Genomic DNA, 19,388 nt, shown 5'->3' on the forward strand with positions numbered 1-19,388 from the left:
TAAACCCTACAAAACTTACTTAGAATAACTTCTTTTTTTGATACGACTAGTCTATACTACTCCATCACGACCAAATCAGCTTTCCTAGCCTCAGGAATTACTATCAGCTTTTCAAGCTTGCCATTTCTTACAATACCTTCAACCGTTGTATTATAGGGAACATGTAGTTTGAATTGAGCATTCCATTCCTTTGGCCAAGCAGGTAATAGATAGATTTTTTTGCCATCTACTTGCATCAGCATTTCTTGCAAGCCAATCATTGCCGAACCTCCCCAATTATGGTCAGGAGTCCAGTCGAAACCTGGTCCCCAGAATGTTGGGAAACGATGATTTGAGTCTTTGAATTTTTCTCTGGTAAGTTCCAGAGCTTCCTGTACTAAACCTAATCGAGCTGCAAATATACTATATTGTCGCCAGCCGATATGACTTCTATATTTTTGTACATGTGGATCAAAGCGATAGGTATTGACGGCAACATCTAAATCAGGTTTGCCAACACCATAAATTCCCCAAGGAAACACAGGATATAGTTGTGGGGCTTCTGAATTCTGTACCCTAGCCCAAGTTTGTGCAGGTGCAAGGGTTTTATGTCCTGCCATTTCCTGCAATGGAATAGGTGGAATACGTTTTAACATTCCTCCCCACTTTTGTTTTCTAGTACTGTCTAAATATTTTTCAGGCAACTCAACGACTCTTGCTAATATCACCTTCAACGCCGAAATCACTGTTGTTGAATTGTAGGTCATTTTAAAGGTTTCCGCAGCAGAGCTTGGATAAAAAATATATTGCCCTTGCTCATCAAATGCTTTTACACCTCGTTTTTTTGCCAAAAGTTGATAATGTTCATCATAAAAAGTCAGGCAACTTTCTATAAAAGGCACATATTCCGAAATATCTCTTCCTTCATATCGCTCTGTTTCTAGCATCATTAAACAAAACTCCAACACCGTTTCCCATTCATATTCAAGCCAAGCATTGTATTCCATGCCTGCATCATACCCTTCGGGACGCTTTAGCCCATATTCAAAAATATTTGGTAAGCCAAAATTCTCAATTTGTTCTGTAAAACAAGCCCCCGCATGGTTCCAATAGACTTTACTTCGCAATTCTGCATTTTTCAGCGAACGTAAGTAAAAATCAAATTGAGGTTTTAGCATATCGAAATCACCACTTTTAAACATCGGGAAATAAACCAATCGTTGGTTTTGTGCCGTCATCGTTCCGCCACCCCAAAGTCTAAAGTCAGCAGAAAAAGGGTAGGTTTTATCGACATGTGCAGGGTCAAAAGTAAACAATCCGCCATTGAATTTAGTCGGCCATTTTCCATAAGCATTACAAGCTAATTGATAACGGAAGAGTTGGTAATTACGAGAAACCGTGCTGTCTTTCCCTTCGATATAAATGTAGCTTCTATCCCAAAAAGCCTTCCACCAAGCATTCGTTTTTTGTAAAGCTGTTTTGCTATTGGTTGTCGCATCTTTCAACACATCATCTAAGCCTTTTTGCCATTCCTCTAAAGTATTGGTCTGGGCAACATGCAAGGCAATGTCTATCTGCTGTGAACGAGTAGCTTTGATACTTTCAAGTGACCAAGCCTTAAATTCTGTATCAGCATATTTACCGATAGAAGTATTTGAAGCTTTAAGGTTTTTCCCCGTTATTATTCCCCCAAAAGTATTGTTTTTGATAGGGTCAAATAGTTGGTCTTTTACCGTATTCATACCTTCCATTCTCACGGTATAATCGAAGATGTTCTCTACATCGCTCCTATTTCTATGGTAAAAAAGTATAGTATTCCCTTGAAAATTGATATTGTCTTTAAAGGTGGTGACATCAAACTTTTGTTTGCTTTTATAGGAATTAGCTCTTAATTCTTTGACTTCTGTAATAAGATGGTCTTCATTTCGCCAAGATTCAAAAGATGCTTTTATTTTAATGGCTTTTTCGCTCTTTAAATCAAAGTGTATTACTGGGCGAAAAACATCAACCCATATTTTCAACAATGTTTTGCCTGCACTAATACTGACAAAGCCTTCTTCTAAATGTAATTCTTGTTTAAAATCAGAGGCATTAAAAGGATTGGATGATAATTGTAGACGAACTCGACCCTGTTTTAAAAAAGTATTGTTCTCATCAAAAGTGCCACTTCTGGAAAGATATACCAATACATCTCCATTTTCAACCCAAACATTTAGACCTATGTCACCACCGCCACAAGGCATTGATTCTGAGGAGTTTTTACTCTGGCTATTCCAAACAACGTTGTACGCTTTTAGTTGTTTGTTTTGCGCATTACTGACAAAAAACAAACCTATCAAAACCAGTAAAAGAATACTTTTTATAATATAATACATCCCTATTTTTAAGGTTAAACACGAGTCAATTTTACGGGTGGCGTATGATTGGCATTCCATTGACAGATATAAAGATTTTTATCTTCGTCCACACACACATCATGTCCGTGCTGAAAAATAGCGTTGGCTTGTTGAAGCGTAGGTTGCAAGATACCATTTTTATATATTGGGGCTGTCCCTCCTGGGCTAGCTACCACTTTATTGTTCTTATCCAGAATCGTCACAAACCCAGAATCTCCTCCTAATTTTTGCCCATTAGCATCTTTCGACCAGCATACGCCTGCATAAATATTTTCAGCATCAAGTACGGGGCGACACACATACATACCAGGCAAATCTACTCTTTTAATAAACTTTCCATCTAACGTAAAGAATTTAAAAGCATTTTCTTCTCTGGAAGTACAAATCAACACTGGATTATTCTTATCTCGTAAATCAATGGCAACACCATGCGCATTGTATAAATTATGCTCTTTATTAGCATTATGCTGTCCGCCAAAATGACGAATATATTGCCCTTTACTATTATATTGAATGATATAGTCAGAACCATACCCATCTGCTACATAAATATCACCGTTAGGTGCAACAGCCGTTTCTGTAGGCATAAAAGGCTCATTATCTTTATAAATACCTATCGTGCGTGGGTGACCAATCGCAAAAATTACCCTACCATTTAAATCCGTTTTTAATACCTGTCCTGCCTGAGCATTCCATTTACCTGTTTTATCTTGATACCACCCACAGTCTACAATCAACAAAAAATCTTCTCCGCCTTCTTTGCTCAACGTCAAACCATGTCCCCCAGGAAAAGCCGTTCCCCAAAAATCCAGCAACTTACCCGACTTATCAAAAATCAAAATATTATTTCTAATATCATCGCCCAACATAATCAATCGTCCTTTGCTATCTTGCACCATTTCATGACAATTGAAAAGTGGATTGGAGTTGGCACTAATTTTTGCCCAACTTTTATCTACTTTATATTGATAGTCTCCATGACCAATGATTAATTCTTCGGTCTTTTTGTCTTTATGAAGAATAGAAAAACCAAAGCTTGGGTATGATAGCGCTGTTGCTGAGACTAAAGCTGTATTTTTAATAAAATGTCTTCTGGTTGTCATAGTATTTTAGGTTCTGTATTATTCAAATTAGGCTAATATATCTTTTACAACTTTCCCATGGACATCTGTTAAGCGAAATCTTCTTCCTTGAAATTTATACGTCAGTCGCTCATGGTCAACACCCAACAAGTGCATTAATGTAGCTTGAAAATCATGCACATGCACAGGGTCTTTTATGATGTTATAACTAAAATCATCTGTCTCTCCATAGCTCAATCCTGCTTTTACACCTGCACCAGCCATCCACATAGTAAAACACCTTGGGTGGTGGTCTCTGCCATAATCATTGGTACTCAATTTCCCTTGAGAATATACTGTTCTACCAAATTCACCGCCCCAAATAACGAGGGTATCTTCTAACATTCCCCTTCTTTTCAAGTCTTTTATTAAGCCCGCTGTCGCTTGGTCAGTGCTTTTGCATTGCTGTGCTATTCCTTGCGGAAGTCCACCGTGTTGGTCCCATCCTTGGTGATATAATTGTACAAACTTTACATCTTTCTCTAATAGCTTTCTTGCTAAAAGACAATTGGCTGCATACGTTCCTGCATCTCGACTATCAGCACCATATAAATCAAATACTTCGTCGGGTTCATCAGCGGTACTCATTACTTCTGGTACGGAAGTCTGCATACGATATGCCATTTCGTATTGTGCTATTCTCGCTTCAACTTCAGGGTCGGCATAGGTGTCATTTTGTAATTTATTGAGCTTCGATAAGTAATCCAACATCTCTTTTCTGTCTTTTCCATCATAACCTTCGGGGTCATTTAGAAATAACACAGGGTCTTTGCCTGATCTAAATTGTACTCCTTGATGTTTGGACGGCAAAAAACCATTTCCCCACAAACGTGCATAAAGGGGCTGGTCTTTTTGTCCATTTTTAGACACTAATACAATAAATGTAGGCAAGTTTTGATTGTCAGAACCAAGTCCATAACTTACCCAAGAGCCTATTGATGGTCTCCCAGGAAGTTGATTACCTGTCTGAAAAAAAGTGATGGCAGGGTCATGATTGATGGCTTCTGAATGAATAGATTTTATGATACATAGTTCATCTACTACTGCGGCAGTGTGTGGTAATAATTCACTCACCCACATTTGGCTTTGCCCATGCTGATTAAATTTGAAGGCAGACGGCACCATCGGTAAAGCACTTTGGTTAGCACTCATACCTGTCAGGCGTTGTCCTTTTCTAACAGAATCTGGCAAATTTTGTCCTGCTAAATCAATCAGCTTAGGTTTGTAGTCAAAGGTTTCAAATTGCGACGGCCCGCCACTCATGAACAAATACACTACCCTCTTGGCTTTAGGAGCAATATGTGGCAAAGCCTTTAGAATTTCTTCTTCCAGATTAGATGTCGTATTTTCTTTCACAATCTTCTTAGGAGAATCAAAAAAACCACTTACCCCAGTCAACAAAGAGCCTACAGCTAACGAACCTAAACCCAAAGAGGTTTTAGTCAAAAAACTTCTTCTATCTAATTTATCATGTAAATGATTGAATTCGGGCGTATGAAGCCTAAACTCTTCGTCGTGATGATGTGCCATTTTCTATCTTTTAGTTAAAGTAGCATCTGAATTTAAAATAGTATTTGCCACTACAGTATTCGCGGCTATCAGCGAAGTATCTAATTTCTTATCTACTACATACTGCCCCGCTTTCAATATTCCTTTTGCTTTTTGAGGATACTGTTCAAATTTAGCGCGTGACACTCGTTGTAACTGTGCTAATAACGCTACCTCTTTAGCATGTGGGGTTCTTCCTGTCAATTTTCGATAAATGTAAATGATTCCCTTATTTACATCCCCTATTCTAGCCATTTGCTCACCCATTACTTTGCTTGCTTCCACGAAAGTTGGGTCATTCAATGTGACTAACGCTTGCAATGGCGTATTGGTTTTTTGTCTTCTTACCACACACGAACTTCGTGAAGTGGCATCAAAAGTAGCCAAAGTTGGGTTTGGAACGGCTCTTTTTACAACCACATACAAGCTCCTGCGATAAACAGATTTACCAGAATCTGCTTTATAAGTGGTGTTATTAATTTCCCATAGTCCTTCTGGCTGATAAGGTTTTACGCTCTTTCCGCCAATAACAGGATTTAGCAAACCACTAGCCATCAGGGCATTGTCACGAATCATTTCGGCAGTCATTCTATTCACAGGGCCATGTGCCAATAAACGATTTTCTGGGTCTTTTTCTCTTGTTTCTTTATTGACACGAGAATCCTGTCTATACGTTGCTGACATTACTATTAGCTTATTGAGTTTCTTAACATCCCAACCTGATTCTCTGAAAGTAATGGCTAACCAGTCTAAAAGTTTTGGGTGACTTGGCATTTCACCTTGGTTACCAAAATCTTCGGTTGTTTTTACTAAACCTACCCCAAAGAAATTTTGCCAAAAACGATTCACCGCTACTCTTGCTGTCAGGGGATGGTCTTCATGTGTAAGCCACTGTGCCAATCCATAACGATTTTTAGGTAAATCATCTGGATAAGCCAACACTGATTCGGGCGTATTTGGAAAAACCTCTTCGCCAAAAGCATCATAATTTCCTCTTAATAAAATATGGGCTTTTTTAGGTTTTGGCATTTCTTGCATCACCATTAATTCTTCAATACCCTCGGTAGAATCAGCCAAGGTAGTTCGTAGCTTTTCAAGTACTTTTCTTGAATTTTGTAGGTCTGGATAAATAGCTGAAAGATAAAAAGCTTTTAAAGACGATAACTCTTGTACTGATAATTGATTAATATTTTTGTTAGCAATTGTAGACCAACTAGCTTTCTGGGCGAGTACACTTATTTCATAAGGACTTAGTACGCGATTATATACCGAAATATCATCGACTTTCCCATTTTTAAAGCCTAAGCCACGCCACCAACCTCCAATTTGCAAAGCGGGCTGGATGTCACTACGGAATAAAATATCTTTTTTCAACTGGTCTGTCTTCGTCTCCATAGTCATCTCTTGCCCATTTTGGTACAACTTAAAACCATTGGCTTTTGACGAACCATCATAAGTAATCGTCAGTTGAATCCATTGATTACGAAGAACAGGTTGCTTAGAAACTTTTGTGATGGCATCAGACGGAGCAGTATGAGCCATGTTTAACTCTAACTTATTGTCTTTCAGATACAAATGATAGCCTCTGAAATTATACAAACGCTCTGCTTGGCTCTTGTGTAAAATCACGCCTTCTTTCAATTCTTTTGGGATATTAACCCAAATGCCGACTGTAAAAGCTTGTGATTTACGAAAAACACCTAATTCAATCAAATCCAGAAAAACATCCCCATCCATCAGCATTGTTTTTCCTTTTGGTGTACTTTCAAAAACTGGTATATCTCCCGTCTGCCCCGACTCCCTTCTCATCACGGCTACTTGCTTTGGGTTAACGGTATTTTTCAATGTGCCGTCTTCAAAAGTATAAAGTGCTTGCAAGCCTATTTTGGGAATACTTTCTTTAGCTAATGTTTTGTAGCTCTTATTGGTTAACCATTTCTGAAAACTACCGTCAGCCTCCCTGATTTGCTTGTCAATTGTTTTTTCTTGTTGTGCAATTTTGGTATTGATAAAATGCAGTATCTGTTCCTGTCGCTTCGTTGGCAACATCATGGTGGGTGTGGGCAGGGCATCATCCCACGAAATTTGTCCTGCTTCTTTTACATTGTTAAAAAAGCTAAATAACTGATAATAATTTTTCTGAGAAATAGGGTCATACTTATGATCATGACATTTTGCACACCCTACCGAAAGTCCTAAAAACGCATCCCCAAAAGTATTCGTCCTATCAATCACATATTCAGTTTGGAATTCTTCTTCAACAATACCGCCTTCCATATTTTGTTGATGATTACGATTAAAGGCAGTAGCAATCATCATTTCTTTGGTTGGTTTAGGCATCAAATCGCCTGCCAATTGCCAATGGACAAATTTGTCGTAAGGCAGATTCTTATTAAATGCATTAATTACAAAATCCCGATAAGGTGACATATCTCTTAGTCTATCCACAGTATACCCATGCGAATCGGCAAAACGGGCTAAATCTAACCAATCAACCGCCATTTTCTCACCATAATGTGGTGAATTCAACAAACGGTTTACTTGTTTTTCATAAGCATTCGGAGAATTATCTTTCAAGAAAGCATCCATTTCTTGCACTGATGGTGGCAAGCCCGTTAAGTCGAGAGACAAACGACGTAGTAAAATTTCTTTAGAAGCTTCTTTGGAAGGACTTAGTTGTTCTTCTGCCAGCTTTTCTTGGATAAAATTATCAATCGGATTTTTCACCAACTCCTCGTTTTCTACTTCAGGTACGTCAGGCATTACAGGTTTAACAAAAGCCCAATGAGGTTTATATTCAGCTCCCTCTTTAATCCATTTAATCAATACCGCTTTTTCTTTGGCTGTCAAACTTAAATGTGATGAAGGAGTAGGCATTACATAATTAGGGTCATCAGAAATAATCCTATGAAAAAATTCGCTTTTTGCTAAATTCCCTGGATTAATCGCCACTTTATTGGGATTTTCTGGCAAATCTGCATAAGCAAATTCGGCTAAATCTAACCGTAAGCCTGCTTTTTGTTTGGCTTTGTCTGGACCATGGCAAGCAAAGCATTTATCCGAAAGAATGGGTTTTACATGAATGTTATAATCTAGTTCTGCTGGGACTTCACGCATAGCTACCTCAACCTCTTCAGGTAATGTTGGCGAACATGAAAGCAGCGCTAAACTCGCTAAGAAAATCAACAATATAAATATCCGTGTCATTATCATAAAATTGGGCAAACAATCCTACAAATGTATAATACAATATATTATTAATATTATACAAAACTGACCAATATTTTCACAAAGTCGACTTTTATTAATAGCTTTATGGCTATTAACATTCTCTTAAAATACTAAATATGCTTAGGAAATCATTGAAAAACACATTTTCGTTATTAAATGCCGATTATGTACAATTGAACAAAACTTGGAATTTCAAGCATGTAATTAGCCCATTTTACAGAATGTATTTGATTGATGATGGACAAGGTATCCTTTTTAATGCGCATGAGTCGCAAGTATTAGAACCTAATTATTTGTACTTAATTCCAAGTTTTACGGTTTGTAATTATCAATGTGACCGTTTTCTGAGCCAATATTATATTCAATTTATTGAAGAATCTATCGACGGAAATGCCTTATTTTCAAATCATCAAAAAATCATCAAAGTACCTGCACAAACAATAGATTTTGAGCATTTCAAAAGAATATTAGCATTGAATAAAGGAAGAGGATTGACGCTATCAAACGACCCTAAAGATTATGAAAAACATCCTATCTTGCAATCGTTCAAACAAATGAATGATACCTTAGATGCCTCAGCATTAATGGAAACACAGGGAATTATTATGCAGTTGCTTTCGCGGTTTATGACCAAAGAATATTTCGATATTGAAGAAAAAAATGTAATTCCCTCTAAAATATTAGAGTCCATCAATTACATACAAACGCATCTTGATAATAGCTTGACAGTAGAACATTTAGCAGATAGAGCGAATTTAAGTCCCGATTATTTTTCAAGAATTTTCAATGAAAATACAGGAGAAAGACCTTTGAGTTATATTCAATACAAGCGAATAGAAAGAGCTCAGTTACTGATGATTACAACTGAGCTCTCGATGCATGATATTGCTATCAAAACAGGATTTGAAAGTCTTTCTTATTTTTCTAGGATATTTAAACAAGTTATCCAACAAACTCCTAGTGAGTACAAAAAGAATAATCGGGTAGTATATTAATTGTTAGCTTCTAGCTAAGAATAGGCTTTTCTAATACCGTACTGCCCTTTTTAGTCTTTTCTACTTTATCCGATTTTCCATAAATACTTGTTGCTAGAAAGAAACTTATTGAGGCAACCAGTAACCAAAAAATATCTACAGCTGCTACATAAAATTGTTGATTAGCTAGTGACTTCCAAAGCCAGTCGCCTGTTGTAATCCCATTAGCAATAGGAACAATCAATGACAAAAATCCATTAATATATAAATATCGCTTTGTTAAAATCGATTCTTTTTTGCTAAATAAGCCCAGAATCATCAGTATCAACCATGATACAAAGAAAACGGTATTGACTAATGAACTGTGGTTATTCAAAGCCATTGGTATTACTCGCTCAGCAATAAATAAAATAGCTGTCGCAGGGAACAATCCAAAACAAATAGCCAAATACCACATTGTGATGTGGTGATGAAACCTTTTTTGTTTGCCGGTATACTCTTTCTTATTCCTAGCTTCTTTCCATATTAATACGCCACTAATAATGATAAAACAAGTAATGAAAGCTAGTATAAAAAACATGATTTTCAGGGCGATTCCACCAAATTCTGCAAAATGTATCGCCCCTATCGCTCCTAAAACAGCCTGTGTATAAGTTTTTTCTCTTGGTAATACTTCCATCACTCTTTTACCATCTTTTAACGTAACGCCTACTACTCCATAACCATTAAAGATAGTTTCATCTTGTACATAAGCTGTTAAGATAGCATCTTCTCTGCCTAAATGCTTGACAGTTACTCTCGTCACTTCAATATCAGGAATAGTTTTATAGAACTCGTTCACTACACTATTAACACTCTTTAGGTTGGTGTTTATGGGTGATTTCTCATTTACTTCAATCACCCTATCAGGTCTGAATGCTGTAAGTGCTGCTTTTTGGTCCCCATTAAAAAACACAATCGTAGCCGGAGCTAGTAATAAAATAGACAAACAATAAAAGGCCCCTGTAACGGCATACATCATCTGGAAAGGCAATCCGATAAGTCCAAAAACAGTATGCGCATTTGTCCAAATTTGTTTCCAAGTTCCTTTGATAGAAAATCCATAAAACTTTGTGATGATATTTCGCCAATGGATTAATACACCAGTGATACTGGCAAACAGAAAGAAAAAAGCGACGAAACCAGCTAGATACATTCCAACAATAGGAATCTGACTGAAATAATGCAAGCGAAATAATGTTTCTCCGATGGTTGTCGGCGAGCTTTCGTGGTTTTTCCCTTCATAAACTTGTAAGGTTTTATTGACAGGGTGATATGACAATTCTAACGATTCGGCTCTTGCCTTGTTAACTTCTTTCCTAGTATTTTTATTTTTTTCGACCTTGTCTTTCATCGAAACCCAAACAGTTGTTAGGGGTTCTTTGGTTGTGCCAGGTCTGATAATAATGTCTTTTTCAGTATCTACCTCAGGGTATTGTTGCTTTACTTTTTCTATTATTTGGTCGTATTCAAGACTATTTTCAGTCAATTGAATCCTTGCACTAGGGTTTTCCCACTGATAAATCTCACTTCGAAAAATAGTGAATGCCCCAGCAAAAAAAATAATATACAAGGCAAAGCTAATCACGATACCTGCAACAGTATGTGTATGGAAAAATATATTAAATGCTCTATTTGATAATCCTTTTAATTTCATTTGTGCTTTAGCGAATTAGGTAAATGATTGATGAACAAATTAGAATGCCTGCCAGATAGATACCCCATATTTTCCAACCACTTTTAGCTAAAAAAGCAATTGAAAGTAAAGCAGCCCATAATAAAAATGCTGTAAAAGTACCCGTAAGCATTACCGCAACCTTGTTTTGAAGGAGTATTCCTAATAATAAATGGATAGCTACCGACAATAATAGTCCTCCTAAGATTCCTGCCGATACCTTCAAAAATCTTTGTCCCGAAGTAGATAAATATTCTTTTTTAGCTGGCATGGTTAAATAAGTTTATAAGGATTATTACGTGTATTAAAATCAGAAAACTATAAAACCATTTTTTCCCTAAAACAGCAAATAACTGCACAACACTAGCAGATAAAATAAGGCTTGTGAGGTACATCAAACAACCGATTGTTCCACCCCATTGGTAAATAAAAACACCCAAGGAAACAATGAAAAGAAACAGGCCTATTGGCTTTTCATAAGAAAACCGGAATGTTAAGATATCTTTTGGAAAGTATTTAACCTTTGAATAGTACAATAAAATTCCTATTAAATTAAAGTATATAGCTATCATAAAATATTTTTTTTGCAAATATTATTTTTATTTAGACTATTTCCAAATAAAAGTATAATTTTGTTGCACAATAATCCTAATCCAAAAAATGAGACTAATTTTCCTTTTTATGTTAATGGGCTTTCAGCTATTTGCTCAACAGAGCGTAGTAGATGGCGTAGTGAAAGATGCGCAAGGGCAGACATTACCCTTTGCTACAGTATCGCTGAAGAATACGAAAAATGCAATTATTACCAATGCAGATGGCTATTACAAACTAACGAAGATTCCACATGGTGAGCATATCTTAGTTTTTAGTGCTGTAGGTTTTCAGACCTTAGAACATAAGTTCACTGTAAACACCTCTTCTAAAACGATTAATATTCAATTAGAAGCTTCGTCTAAAGAATTGGACGAAGTAACTGTCAAAGCAACTGCGCAAGCTAAGGTGCAAGAAACAAAACCGCTTAGTATTAAAAGCATTGAAATTAAAGATGTTGTTAATCAAACAGTTTTGCTAACAGACGTACTTGACAAAATTTCTGGCGTGCGTATCCGTAGGTCAAGTTCGCTAGGTGAAGCTTCCGATATTTCTATTAATGGCTTAAGAGGAAATGCTATTAGGGTATATATAGACGGCATTCCAATGGAGTTTATGTATCCTTCATTTGATATTTCAAACCTACCTTTAGGAAATATCAAGCGTGTAGACGTTTATAAGGGTGTTTTGCCTGTTGATGTTGGTTCTGATGCCCTTGGTGGTGGTATTAATATTATCACTGAACAAAAAGCCTACAATACCTTTAAAGCTTCTTATAATATTGCATCTTTCAATACTCATTTGACGGACATCAACCTTGGTCTAGCTAATAAAAATAATTATTTCTTGAATGCTTCTCTTGGCTATAATTATTCAGATAATAATTACAAAATGAGGGCTTTAGTGTATGAAACTAACAAATATGAACAAGTAAAACGTTTTCATGATACTTATCGCTTTTTGTATGGTAGTATTACAGTCGGGACTCATAGCAAACCTTGGGCAGATGAATTTAGGCTTTCGCTTAATTTATCTGGAGGTGATAAAGAAATGCAGAATGGCGCAAGAATTACCAATACTGCTATCGGCGAAGCAAAATATACTGCCAGAAATTTATCTGCGGTATTAAAATATGAAAAGTCGTTTTTGAATGAAAAAATATTGTTGCGTACGCTTGGCAATTATACAGACCAATCTTTAAAATTTGTAGATACAACAACCAACGTATATAGCTGGAGCGGTAGCATCGTTGGTAAAAACCAACCAGGCGAATATTATCTTGGAAATACTATCAATTATACACAGGGACTTACCAATAGAACTAGTATTGAATATAGAATCAATGACAAGCATAAATTGTTATTGTCGAACTTATATGCTCATCAAAAGTTAACTGGTATTGATTATTTGAAAGAAAGTGGTGAAAGAGACTATCTAACCATACCGCAGTATTTAACCAAAAACATTGCTGGATTACAATATGAAGGGCTTTTCGGAGAGAAAACTACGTTATCGGGAGCCATCAAAAAATATGATTATATGTTGGATGGAGCAGAGAACAACACCTTCGCATTGGTCAAAAAGAACGGAAATTTCTGGGGTTGGAACATGGGTGCAAAGTATAACTTCAGTGAAAATACTTTCATGAGAGCCTCGTTTGAAAGAGGATATTTAATCCCACTTTTCACCCAATTTGTAGGAAATGGAGGCGATATTCTTAGAAACACGGATTTATTACCTGAAAGTAGTGATAACCTAAATGTGGGTCTTTCTAATAATCATAAAATAGGCGACAACATTCAGTTAAGTACCTCATTAAGTGGTTTTTATCGCCAACAATATAATATCATTTATCTAGGAAGTTCAGTATTTAGAAGATACGAAAACGCTGACCAAGTTAGAACTTTAGGGGGTGAAGGAGATGTATCTGTTTGGTATAAAAGAGCCGTTAATCTGAAAGCAAACCTTACTATCCTTAGTAAAACCTTTACGGCTGTTTTAGATACACGCAATAATTATTTAATCGGAACGGCTTTCCCGAATTATCCAACAACGTTTGGCAATGTAGAATTATCATGGCAAAAAGCCAATTTTCTATCACTCAAAAACCTGATTCGCTTCTATACTTTTTATAACTATATCGGAGCCTTCAATCACATTCTAGTAGCAGCGAGCAATTCTCCGACAACAACCCCAGATGCCTATGTACCCGTGCAGCATCGCATTGATTTGGGTTGTTCTTATAAATTAAGCAAACAGAATCTTACCCTATCATTCAATATTCAAAATCTATTGAATGCAGCACTTTATGATAATTTCTTGGTGCCTAAGGCAGGTATCAATTTTAACGGAAAACTAATTTACGAAATCAATAATTTTTAAATCCTTATGAAAACGAATAAACTATTACTTTCTGTTTTACTTTTTGCTTCAACTATCGCTTGTAAAACGGAAGAACCCTTAGTAACAGAGGAATCTAAATACATGGAAGAAGGCTACGTCCTTAGTACATTATCACAGTCTACGGCCAGCAATGCCTTTTATATTGGTCATTATACCACTATCCCTGGTGATAATATAGATATGACGACAAAGTCTTCTTATGAGTATTTTTATCCTAGAGCTACTTGGAAAAACTTTATGTTTGGCCAATCACTTAAAAATGAACAAACTCTTTCAAAGCAAGCCGTTTTGAAGTCAACAGGTTTAATGACAGAAGTTGCTTCTATTCCACTTCTAAGCTATGTTTGGGATGTTGAAATTATTAATGAAAACTTAGGTGTTTATACCACTGGTGTAAACCATTCGGTACATTTATTTAACCCAACCACTATGGAAAAATTGGGGGATATAGATATGTCAAAAGCGATGGATATTCCAGGCAACGATCGTAATAACTATAATACCATTATTTACAGAAAACAGGATAATAAGCTATTCCTTCCATTATATACTGACAATTCTAAAACTGGTAATTTTTATGATTCACAGAATGTTTATGTAGAGGTAGTCAACCTGACGACTAAACAATGGGAAAAAACATTGACAATAGAGCAAGCAATGTATCCTATTTCGAGAGGTTTGGAAAATAGTATGGTTGATGAATCTGGTAATATTTATATTCTTACACAAGGTTCGTATGGGTTAGATAATCAACTTGGTATTAATGCCGCTAAACGTTCTCGTCCACAAATCTTGAAAATTCCTGCAAACTCAACAGAATTTGATGCTACTTATAAATTCAACCCTGTTGATGCTATTGGCTTAAATTCGCTACTAGTCCAGCTTGCTATGGGTACTATTTATCATGAAAACGGTATCGCTTTTGCAGCAGTGTCGGGTCAATCAAATTCTGCAAGGGTTCTTGAATTGGTTGGGAAATTAGCAAACGGAACTATTACTGCGGTAGAATATCAAGAATTATCAAATAGTGTATTCAATGACCCTGACCAACGTTGGGTAAAACTGGATTTGAATGCAAAAACAGCTACTATTATTCAGGATATTCCACTTACAGCCGCTTATGCTTATCCTTTTTCTTATAAATATGATAGCAAATTTTACTTCAATGTAAACAATGCAAATTTAGGATTAAACGGATATTACGTATATGACCCTATTACAGGTAAGGCATCAAAAGCTATCAATATTGCCAAAGGTGGAGTTGTAAATCATTTTATCAAACTGACCAAATAAACTAATGAACAACGCACAAAAAATAATAACTCTCTGGATACTATTCGTAGTATGCATGATTCTCCATTTTAACTACCATGTTGGCGAACTTTTTTATGGAATAGAGATTAAAAGAGCTAATGCAACGGGCGTTGTACCTCCGAGTGCTGCCATCATCAGATTTATCTTTGAAATTTTACCAATGTCGTTGATAACGTTTATTCTGTTTATTGAAAAACCTATCATACGTAAAATCAATTTTGGCATTGCTGCAATCTTCGCATTGGCTAATTTGGCTCATTTATTTGAGGAATTTATGAGTCCTAAGTTAGATTTATCTCAGTTGAACTTAGTAAGCTTTGTATTTATTAGCAGTTTGTTGTTAACCTTAGCAAGTTGGAGATGGTTAAAAGAAGACTTGAGTGCTTAATATTGAAGTGAAAATTGTTTGTTTTGTTTTTCAGAAAGCCGTTAATTTAAAATAAGTCTAAATATTTTTTGTGGTTTATTTAGATTTAGTCTAATATTGCATAATAATTAAAAGACTTATTTTAATGAACGGTTTTTATAGCTGAATTATTCTAAAACCAATATTCATGAAAAAAACAACTTTCCGCTTACCTCTATTAAAAATTTGTATATGAACAAAATGCCCTTTAAAACCTAAAGGGCATTTTGTTCATCATTTTTGCTTTTTAGTCTAAATAAGGGTGTTTTATCATGAACAAGTATTGCAAATTATGGTGATTCTCAACTTACAATTTCATTAATGGATAGTCTATTACCTTGAATACATTCTTCCCTATTTTCCAAAAACAAGTAAGGATAAAAAATCAATACGCAAACATTAATATGGCTCTCTCAAATTTAAATACTGTTAAAATCTTCTTTAAAGAATTTTTAGATGCTAAAGGCTATCGTAAAACACATGAAAGGTTTACGATTTTAGAACACATTTATGAAAGGAATGATCATTTTGAAGCCGAAGAACTTTTTATTGCCATGAAAGCTTTAAATTATCATGTAAGTAGAGCAACGGTTTATAATACCTTGGAGATTCTGGTTGAGGCTGAACTAATTATAAAACATCAGTTTGGCAATAAAATTTCATCAAAATATGAAAAAGCTTACGGCCGTCGACAACATGACCACGTAGTATGCACTGATTGCCAGAAGGTTACCGAATTTTGCGATCCAAGAATACAAAATATTCAAAATATGGTTGGTGAGTTTTTTAATTGCGAAATCCTTCACCATTCCCTTACTTTTTATAGCAAGTGTAAACAACAAGATTGTAGTGAAAAACTAAAAATGAATGTTAAAGAAGATAGAAAGAAAAACGAGTAATATAAATAATAGCATCTTTAAATCATTGAGTATTCCTACTTTGATTCAAAGATGCTTGGCAAAATTTCAATAATTTAAGGCTGGTTTTAAATCAAGTTCATCTTGCAAAACCCCATAATTATTGTACAAGTTTTCTATCTCTTTGGTAATAGTAGACGTAAATGTACCTACTTTTCTACGTGTAAAAGTAGAAATATCTAAACCTCTTTTTTGAAGGAAATATTTTGAAACTATAGGATATACGTTGTGCATTACATCCATATTATCAATCAAAAATTGTTGTACACGAGCTACTTCTTTTTGCTGCAATACATCGTCATAATTATCACACAACCATACTATCAATTCAGGAAAATAATTTCCTTGTATACACGAAAGCCCCGCCGAACCCGCTTTTAATGATTCAACGGCATGACCCATATAGGCATCATAAAGCCCGAATTTATGTCCTGCTGTTAAGTTTATTTTTTCTTTTACTTGAACAATATCCAGACAAGTATCTTTATGATAAATGACCCTTCCAGTCTCCACAAAATCTTTTAATTGGCTTGGAGCAAGTACTCTTTTATAGGGAACTGGACATTCATAAAAGCCTACAGGAATTGAATTTGTTTTGGCTAATAAAGAAAATACTCTCTCGTTGAATACTTCATCAGTTTCGTTTTCATCTGCTAATAAGCTCGTTATCAAGATGACAGCTTCTGTCCCTGTATCATTTACTTTTTTGACAAAGTCTGCTTGTTTTTCGATAGCACCGCCAAATGTTCCCGTGGCAACTACAGGTACGGCGCCGTTCACAACCTTAATTACGTGTTCGATTGACTGTATTCTTTCTTGATCTGAAAGCTCAAACATTTCACTTGAAAGACAATTGGCAAACAAACCACTTGCACCAGCCTCAAGATAAACTTCTGTTAGTTTTGTTAAAGCATCAAAATCTATATACCCATTGTCATTAAAAGGCGTAAGCATGACAGGGATAAATCCTTTTTTCGATTTTTCCATTTTTATTAAATTAGATAACCTGCTTTACCGATTCTTTTCAACAATAACATTGCTTATGATACACGAAACCCTTGAAAAAAATGGCACAGAGATATTGGGGGGTAAAACAGTATTGTTTACCCCAAAAAGTTTAAAGTGAAAAAAATATATTGTTTTTAACCTTGTTTTCTGTACTTAGTAATAAGAACTCCCGTGAGGAAAATGCTCAGCGTACCTATTACAATAATCATATTTTTATGTAGCGAACTTCTTAAAAAAGCATATTCTTCTGGAATACTTGAAGAGAAGGTCATCCAAACAATCACTAAAATGCCTACTATGGTAGCAATCAATGCTTCATGATTTTTGCTTTGGCGACTAATTATTCCTAATAAAAACAAGCCTAACATTCCCGCTGCAAAAATACCTGATAGCTGCCACCACACATCCAAGACACTCTTTACGCCAATCATCGCAATACCTGTTCCCATTCCTAGTAAACCAAATACTACTGTTGCAATATGCAATATTTTCATCTGCTGTTTTTCGCTAACGTCTTTCTTGATATATCGCTGAAAAATATCAACAGAAAAAACCGTAGCCGATGAATTCATCCCTGAACTGATAGTACTCATTGCCGCAGACAAAATAGCTGAAATAATTAAGCCCATTAATCCTACAGGTATTTTTGTTACCATAAAATGTGGCATTACTTTATCGCCATAATCTGCTGGCTGTAAAGTTGCCATTATCGATTTAATCTCAGTTGCCGAAGCATTAGGAAAGCGTTCTACTGCTACTTGATGCTTGACGGCCTCAATCAATTCAGGATGTACTTGATAATAAGCAAACAAACACGCTCCTATTATAAAAAAAATCAAAGAAGCGGGTAAATATAACCATACACAAAGCCAAAGCGATTTGGAGGCTTCTTTCTCTGACGATGTTGTATGATAACGTTGTATATAATTTTGATCCATCCCAAAATTATTGAGGTTGATAAAAAACCCATACAACAAAACCACCCAAAACGACGACTGTACAAAATCAGGAGAAAAACTCCCTAAGCTAAATTTATGATTTACTTCGCCTATTTCTACGATTTTACTAACACCGCCCGGCATTTCATTGACAATCAGATAGAGTATTAATAATGCCCCAAATGTCTTAATAACTGCCTGAACCACTTCTGTCCAGATCACTGCCTCAATACCGCCTAACACAGTGTAAATAATAATACAAACACCCATTACTAGCATGATTAATTCCATAGAATAACCCGTTAGTGCTTGTAAGCTAAGGGCTATCCCAAAAAAGATAGAACCCATTCTAGCCAATTGTGTTAATAAAAAACACACTACCGCATAAGTACGTGCCCACGCACCAAAACGATGTTCAAAGTGGGTATATGCTGATACTTCGCCCGTTTTTCGGTAAAATGGCACAAAATATTTTGATGCTACCCACGCTGCTAAAGGCATGGATAAACTAAATACAAAGGCATTCCAATTACTCCCAAACGCTTTGCCTGGTACGCCTAAAAAAGTATTGCTACTCAGAAAGGTAGCATAGATAGATGCCCCTATTGCCCAACCTGGAATTTTTCCAGAGGCTGTTGTAAATTGCTCAGCGTTTTTATTCTTTCTTGAAAAATAAAACCCTACCAAAACCATTCCTATCAGGTAAATAATAATAATGGCTAAATCAAAAACTGGAAGGTTTTTCATGTATTCTAACTACGGGATTGTATGATTATAAAACTGTATTTGGTTCTATATTCAACAGGACAAATATACAGTAGTATTTCTCTGATTATTTATAGGATTTT

General features: G+C 35.7%; 13 protein-coding genes. 5 read left to right on the forward strand and 8 right to left on the reverse strand.

What is annotated here, in order from left to right; genetic code table 11:
• Positions 1-56: 56 nt before the first annotated feature.
• From AC07XN_RS05125 to AC07XN_RS05140, 4 genes are read right to left on the reverse strand one after another with little or no spacing between them, the layout of a single operon-like run.
• A complete protein-coding gene (locus tag AC07XN_RS05125) occupies positions 57-2,354 on the reverse strand; it encodes a DUF5703 domain-containing protein (protein WP_494742259.1) in 2,298 nt (765 codons plus the stop codon).
• Between the two features lie 14 nt (positions 2,355-2,368).
• Positions 2,369-3,478, reverse strand: coding sequence for an NHL repeat-containing protein (locus AC07XN_RS05130; RefSeq protein ID WP_494742260.1), 1,110 nt, complete (start codon positions 3,476-3,478; stop codon positions 2,369-2,371).
• Positions 3,479-3,505: 27 nt separating this feature from the next.
• Positions 3,506-5,026, reverse strand: a complete 1,521-nt coding sequence (locus AC07XN_RS05135) for a DUF1501 domain-containing protein (RefSeq protein WP_494742261.1) — start codon at positions 5,024-5,026, stop codon at positions 3,506-3,508.
• A 3-nt stretch (positions 5,027-5,029) separates the two neighbouring features.
• Positions 5,030-8,251, reverse strand: coding sequence for a DUF1553 domain-containing protein (locus tag AC07XN_RS05140; RefSeq protein ID WP_494742262.1), 3,222 nt, complete (start codon positions 8,249-8,251; stop codon positions 5,030-5,032).
• A gap of 140 nt (positions 8,252-8,391) precedes the next feature.
• Between AC07XN_RS05140 and AC07XN_RS05145 the strand changes: the two genes are divergently transcribed.
• A complete protein-coding gene (locus AC07XN_RS05145; RefSeq protein WP_494742263.1) occupies positions 8,392-9,270 on the forward strand; it encodes a helix-turn-helix domain-containing protein in 879 nt (292 codons plus the stop codon).
• A gap of 10 nt (positions 9,271-9,280) precedes the next feature.
• On the opposite strand, the gene AC07XN_RS05150 is transcribed toward AC07XN_RS05145, so the two are convergent.
• Together AC07XN_RS05150 and AC07XN_RS05155 are read right to left on the reverse strand one after the other, a co-directional pair.
• Positions 9,281-10,945, reverse strand: a complete 1,665-nt coding sequence (locus tag AC07XN_RS05150) for a PepSY-associated TM helix domain-containing protein (protein WP_494742264.1) — start codon at positions 10,943-10,945, stop codon at positions 9,281-9,283.
• A 7-nt stretch (positions 10,946-10,952) separates the two neighbouring features.
• Entirely contained in the window at positions 10,953-11,234 is a 282-nt protein-coding gene (locus AC07XN_RS05155) for a hypothetical protein (RefSeq protein WP_494590179.1), read from the reverse strand.
• 389 nt (positions 11,235-11,623) lie between these two features.
• On the opposite strand from AC07XN_RS05155, the gene AC07XN_RS05160 reads away from it, so the two are divergent.
• The 4 genes from AC07XN_RS05160 (at position 11,624) to AC07XN_RS05175 (ending at position 16,576) form a co-directional block, all read left to right on the forward strand.
• Complete coding sequence (locus AC07XN_RS05160; RefSeq protein WP_494742265.1) at positions 11,624-13,936, forward strand: TonB-dependent receptor; 2,313 nt, start codon at positions 11,624-11,626, stop codon at positions 13,934-13,936.
• A gap of 6 nt (positions 13,937-13,942) precedes the next feature.
• Positions 13,943-15,250, forward strand: coding sequence for a DUF4374 domain-containing protein (locus AC07XN_RS05165; protein ID WP_494742266.1), 1,308 nt, complete (start codon positions 13,943-13,945; stop codon positions 15,248-15,250).
• Between the two features lie 4 nt (positions 15,251-15,254).
• A complete protein-coding gene (locus AC07XN_RS05170) occupies positions 15,255-15,659 on the forward strand; it encodes a hypothetical protein (protein WP_494742267.1) in 405 nt (134 codons plus the stop codon).
• 356 nt (positions 15,660-16,015) lie between these two features.
• Complete coding sequence (locus tag AC07XN_RS05175; protein WP_494742268.1) at positions 16,016-16,576, forward strand: Fur family transcriptional regulator; 561 nt, start codon at positions 16,016-16,018, stop codon at positions 16,574-16,576.
• Between the two features lie 66 nt (positions 16,577-16,642).
• On the opposite strand, the gene AC07XN_RS05180 is transcribed toward AC07XN_RS05175, so the two are convergent.
• Positions 16,643-17,581 (reverse strand): dihydrodipicolinate synthase family protein, encoded by a 939-nt coding sequence (locus AC07XN_RS05180; RefSeq protein ID WP_494742269.1) that lies wholly within the window; start codon positions 17,579-17,581, stop codon positions 16,643-16,645.
• Between the two features lie 155 nt (positions 17,582-17,736).
• Positions 17,737-19,287, reverse strand: a complete 1,551-nt coding sequence (locus AC07XN_RS05185) for a sodium:solute symporter family protein (RefSeq protein ID WP_309917177.1) — start codon at positions 19,285-19,287, stop codon at positions 17,737-17,739.
• Between the last annotated feature and the right edge of the window lie 101 nt (positions 19,288-19,388).

The organism is Arcicella sp. GW458-12-2-14-TSB2 (assembly GCF_059423785.1).

Coding starts and splice junctions, on each gene's coding strand:
- AC07XN_RS05155 (WP_494590179.1), bottom strand. CDS start 11,234: ATGCCAGCTAAAAAAGAATATTTATCTACTTCGGGACAAAGATTTTTG.
- AC07XN_RS05145 (WP_494742263.1), top strand. CDS start 8,392: ATGCTTAGGAAATCATTGAAAAACACATTTTCGTTATTAAATGCCGAT.
- AC07XN_RS05150 (WP_494742264.1), bottom strand. CDS start 10,945: ATGAAATTAAAAGGATTATCAAATAGAGCATTTAATATATTTTTCCAT.
- AC07XN_RS05170 (WP_494742267.1), top strand. CDS start 15,255: ATGAACAACGCACAAAAAATAATAACTCTCTGGATACTATTCGTAGTA.
- AC07XN_RS05185 (WP_309917177.1), bottom strand. CDS start 19,287: ATGAAAAACCTTCCAGTTTTTGATTTAGCCATTATTATTATTTACCTG.
- AC07XN_RS05165 (WP_494742266.1), top strand. CDS start 13,943: ATGAAAACGAATAAACTATTACTTTCTGTTTTACTTTTTGCTTCAACT.
- AC07XN_RS05125 (WP_494742259.1), bottom strand. CDS start 2,354: ATGTATTATATTATAAAAAGTATTCTTTTACTGGTTTTGATAGGTTTG.
- AC07XN_RS05180 (WP_494742269.1), bottom strand. CDS start 17,581: ATGGAAAAATCGAAAAAAGGATTTATCCCTGTCATGCTTACGCCTTTT.
- AC07XN_RS05140 (WP_494742262.1), bottom strand. CDS start 8,251: ATGACACGGATATTTATATTGTTGATTTTCTTAGCGAGTTTAGCGCTG.
- AC07XN_RS05160 (WP_494742265.1), top strand. CDS start 11,624: ATGAGACTAATTTTCCTTTTTATGTTAATGGGCTTTCAGCTATTTGCT.
- AC07XN_RS05135 (WP_494742261.1), bottom strand. CDS start 5,026: ATGGCACATCATCACGACGAAGAGTTTAGGCTTCATACGCCCGAATTC.
- AC07XN_RS05130 (WP_494742260.1), bottom strand. CDS start 3,478: ATGACAACCAGAAGACATTTTATTAAAAATACAGCTTTAGTCTCAGCA.